The sequence below is a fragment of the Streptomyces sp. NPDC059371 genome (assembly GCF_042751995.1).
Taxonomy (GTDB): Bacteria; Actinomycetota; Actinomycetes; order Streptomycetales; family Streptomycetaceae; genus Streptomyces.
In genome coordinates this window covers 358-4,856 of the sequence record NZ_JBHYXD010000040.1, presented here as the reverse complement: position 1 = coordinate 4,856, position 4,499 = coordinate 358, and the positions used below count along the sequence as shown (strand labels likewise).

At 73.1% G+C, this 4,499-nt stretch carries 2 protein-coding genes; both read left to right on the top strand.

The genetic code is table 11. The annotated features are described in order from the left end of the window. Positions 1–450: 450 nt before the first annotated feature. Entirely contained in the window at positions 451–1,962 is a 1,512-nt protein-coding gene (locus ACFXGX_RS22500; RefSeq protein ID WP_384794061.1) for an MFS transporter, read from the top strand. Between the two features lie 402 nt (positions 1,963–2,364). Continuing rightward, positions 2,365–4,499: M4 family metallopeptidase (locus tag ACFXGX_RS22495; protein ID WP_384794059.1), on the top strand; the 2,135-nt coding region annotated here is incomplete at its 3' end.

Sequence of the window (4,499 nt, the reverse complement as noted above, 5' to 3'; positions counted from 1 at the left end):
TCCGCGTGCCGACCCGCCCGCGCGCCCCGCCCCCCCCGGGGGGGGGGCCGGCGCCCCCCCCCCCCCCCCCCCCCCCCGGGGGGGGCGCGCCCCCCCCCCCCCCCCCCCCACGGTCGTGCGCCCGCAGAGAGCCCGGGACCGTCAGCACCCGCGGGGAGCCCGGGACCGTCAGCCCCCCGAGGGCCCGGAGCCATGAGTACGGCAGAGGGCCGGGAACGAGGGCCGCGACCGGCCCCACATGTTGAGAGCCCGGAAAGGCTCAGCACCTGCTGAAAGCCCGCGGCCGTCAGCCGCTCCGGGCCGGCTCGCAGCGAGACCGCCGACGTGTGGGCGGACCAACGTCCGCCCACCCCGCCGTCAGCCACGCTCACGGCGCGCCCCCGGACCTCGTGTTGCCCCACGCCCCCGCGGGCCGAAGATGGTGGGGGGCGGCGGAGAGGAGTCCCCGGCGTGGAACCGGACGCGCAGGCCGATGGACGAGGGGACCGCGCGCGGGGACCGGCCGAGGGAGCCGATCCGCGGCGTTGGCGCGCCCTCTGGGTCACCCTGACGGCCGGGTTCATGAGCCTGCTCGACGTCACCATCGTCGCCGTCGCCCTGCCCTCCATGCAGCGCGCCCTGCACGCCTCCGCCCCGTCGATCCAGTGGGTCGTCTCCGGCTACGCCCTCACCTTCGCCCTGGTTCTCGTGACGGCCGGACGGCTGGGCGACGCGATCGGCCGACGGCGGATCTTCCTCCTGGCCCTGGCCGCCTTCGTCCTGTGCAGTGCCGCGGCCGGCGCCGCGCCGACGATCACACTCCTCGTCGTCGCGCGACTCGCCCAGGGCATGGCCGCCGGGTGCCTGGCACCGCAGAACTCCGCCCTCATCCAGCAGATGTTCCGGGGAGCCGAGCGGGGGCGGGCGTTCGGGCTCTTCGGTGCGACCGTCGGCATCTCCAGCGCGGTGGGCCCGGTCATCGGCGGCCTGATCCTGATGCTCGCCGGCGGTCCCCAGGGCTGGCGCTGGATCTTCTACGTGAACGTGCCCGTCGGCGCCGTCGCCTTCCTGCTCGGCCTGCGACTGCTGCCCAAGGTCGCTCCGCGCCGCCGGGAACGGCTCGATCTGCGAGGCGTCCTGCTGCTGGGCAGCGGGGTGCTCGCGCTGATGCTCCCCCTGATCCTGGCCGAGTCCGGCGGCGTACGAAGGCTGTGGTGGCTCTTCCTGGTGGGGCTGGGCCTTCTCGTGGTGTTCGCCTGGTGGGAACGGCGGCTGACAGCGTCCGACGGACAGCCGCTCCTGGATCCGCGCCTGGTGACGAGCACGCGAGGCTATGCCGCCGGAGCGGCCATCGCCGCCCTGTACTTCGTGGGGTTCAGCGGGGTGTGGCTGGTGTTCGCGCTGTACTTCCAGAACGGCCGGAGCTTCTCCCCGCTGCGCTCGGGGCTCGCGGTGACACCCTTCGCCATCGGTTCGGCCGCGGCGGCCGTGGTGGCCGGACGGCTCGTCGAGCGGCTGGGCCGGCTGCTGACCGTCTGCGGCCTCACCGCCGTCGCCCTGGGTCTCGGCGGTGCCGTGCTGGTCCTGCGCCTCGCTCCCGGGGATCAGGCCGTGTGGTACGCGGCGCCGGCCCTGTTCGTCGGCGGGCTGGGCAGCGGATGCGTCATCTCGCCGAACGTCACGATGACGCTCCGGGACGTGCCGGTGCGGATGGCGGGCGCGGCCGGCGGCGCCCTCCAGACGGCCCAGCGGCTTGGCGGTGCCGTCGGTACGGCGGCGCTGCCGGGACTCTTCTACATGGTGCTCGGCACGGGACGGCACGACTTCCGCTCGGCCCTGACGATCGCCGTCGGCTCCGGGATCGTGGCCATCCTGTGCGCCCTCGCCCTGGCGGTTCACGACTGGCTGCGCGACCACGAGCCCCGGTCGCCGGGCAGCCCTTCCGGGACGCCGCACGAACACACCCACGTGAGTCACCCCTGAGGCGCACACGCGGGAAACCGGCCGCGTGGGAGTCCGGGGCTTCGGCCCAGTTCACAGTCACCGCACAGCGGCCGAAAAGGTGTGACGGGCGGATGAACTCGCAGTAGGTCATGGCCAGTTCAAGCCGAAGTCTTGTCCGCTCCATGACAAGGTCATGAGATGGATGTCACTCTGCTGTCGACCATGCACGCTTCGTACACGCATCAGTGACCTCATCCCCTCCGGCTCATTCCCTTCGCATCGTCCCCTTCCAGCGCACCCGCGCCCCGACGATTCACGCGCCGCCGACGCCGCGAGCGCCTTCGTACGGCAGTCGCTGCGGCGCCGCTTCCCGCCCGGCTCTCCACGGACCGGCCGTACCCGACGGCCGGGCCGCCCGGGCCACCCCCCTCGCAGATGGAGATGACCTTGAACCGGCAACCCCGTTCCGCCCCTCGGCGCAGACGCGCCGCCGTCCTCGCCCTCACCGCGGCGAGCTCGTTACTGGCGCTCGCCGTCGGGCCGGCTCCGGCGTCCGCGGCCTCCGCCGATCCCGTGCCCGCCAAGGCCGGTGCCCGGATCGCCGCCGAACCCCGGTCCGGTGCCCGCCAGGTCCCGCTGTCGCCCGCCCGGCGTGCCGCGCTGGTCAAGAGCGCGGGAGCGGCGGCGAGCGCCACCGCCGACCGCCTCGGCCTCGGTGCCCGCGAGAAGCTCGTCGTCAAGGACGTCGCCCAGGACGGCGACGGTACGACCCATACGCGCTACGAGCGCACCTACGCGGGACTGCCGGTGCTCGGCGGTGATCTGGTCGTGCACCTGAAGAGCGGCCGGAGCACCGTGTCCGAGGCGAGCCGGGCCGCCGTCGCCGTGCCGAGCGTCAGGCCGAGGATTCCCGCCGGCGTCGCCGCGGCAAAGGCCCTCGCGCTGAGCCGGAAGGCGGCCGTCACTCGATCCCGTGCCGACGGAGCGCCCCGGCTCGTCGTCTGGGCCGCCGGCACCCGCCCGGTCCTCGCCTGGGAATCGGTGGTCGACGGCGTCCAGCGCGACGGCACACCCAGCGAACTGCATGTCATCACCGACGCGTCCTCGGGCAAGGTCGCCTCCCGGTACGAGGCCGTCGAGACGGGCACGGGGACGGGCCAGTACGTGGGTTCGGTGCCGCTCTCCACCACGCCGTCCGGATCGTCGTACCAACTGGTCGACGGCGACCGTGCCGGCCATCGCACCTACGACCTCAACCAGGGAACCTCCGGCACCGGAACCCTGTTCACGGACGACAACGATGTCTGGGGCAGCGGCGCCCAGAGCGACCGGCAGACCGCGGGTGTCGACGTCGCCTACGGAGCGGCGGCGACCTGGGACTACTACAAGCAGGTCTTCGGCCGCAACGGGATCCGCAACGACGGGGTCGCCGCCTACAGCCGGGCCCACTACGGCAACAACTACGTCAACGCCTTCTGGCAGGACAGCTGCTTCTGCATGACCTACGGCGACGGCGCGAGCAACACGCACCCCCTGACCGCCCTGGACGTCGCCGCCCACGAGATGAGCCACGGCGTGACGGCGGCCACCGCGGGCCTCACCTACGCGGGAGAGTCCGGCGGCCTCAACGAGGCGACCTCTGACATCTTCGCCGCGGCCGTGGAGTTCCACGAGAACCTCGCGGCCGACGTGCCCGACTACCTGGTCGGCGAGAAGATCGACATCCGCGGCACCGGCGCGCCGCTGCGCTACATGGACAAGCCCTCCAAGGACGGTTCCTCCCGCGACTACTGGGACTCCTCGCTGGGCGGCATCGACGTCCACTACTCCTCGGGACCGGCGAACCACTTCTTCTACCTGCTCTCCGAGGGGAGCGGCGCGAAGACCGTCAACGGGGTGTCGTACGACAGCCCGACCCACGACGGTCTGCCGGTGACCGGCATCGGCATCGAGAACGCCGCCGGGATCTGGTATCGCGCGCTGACGACCTACATGACGTCGACGACCAACTACGCCGGAGCGAGGGCCGCCACGCTGCGGGCCGCGGGCGACCTCTACGGGGCCTACAGCCCGACGTATCTCGCCGTCGCCGACGCCTGGGCGGCCATCAACGTCGGTGACCGTATCGCCCTCGGTGTCAACATCGCCCCGGTCGGCGACCAGACGTCCGGGGTCGGCCAGGAAGTCTCCCTCCAGGTGGACGCCTACACCACCAACACCGGCGCGAGCCTGACCTACACGGCCACCGGGCTGCCCGAGGGCCTGACCATCGCTGACACCGGACTGATCTCCGGGACCCCCGTCACGCCGGGGACCAGCGACACGACGGTCACGGTGACCGACAGCACCGGCGCGGCCGTGTCGGTGGCCTTCCACTGGCGGATCGCGTACGTCTACGCCAACAGCACCCGCGTCGACATCCCCGACGTCGGCCCGGCGGTCGAGTCGCCCATCACGATCACGGGCCGGCCGGGCAACGCCTCGGGGGCGGCGCGGGGCGGCGGCCCCACCCTCGCCCCCACCACCACCGCTCAGACCCGCGAGCTGGTGGTGGGCGCACGCGCGCGGCAGGAGAG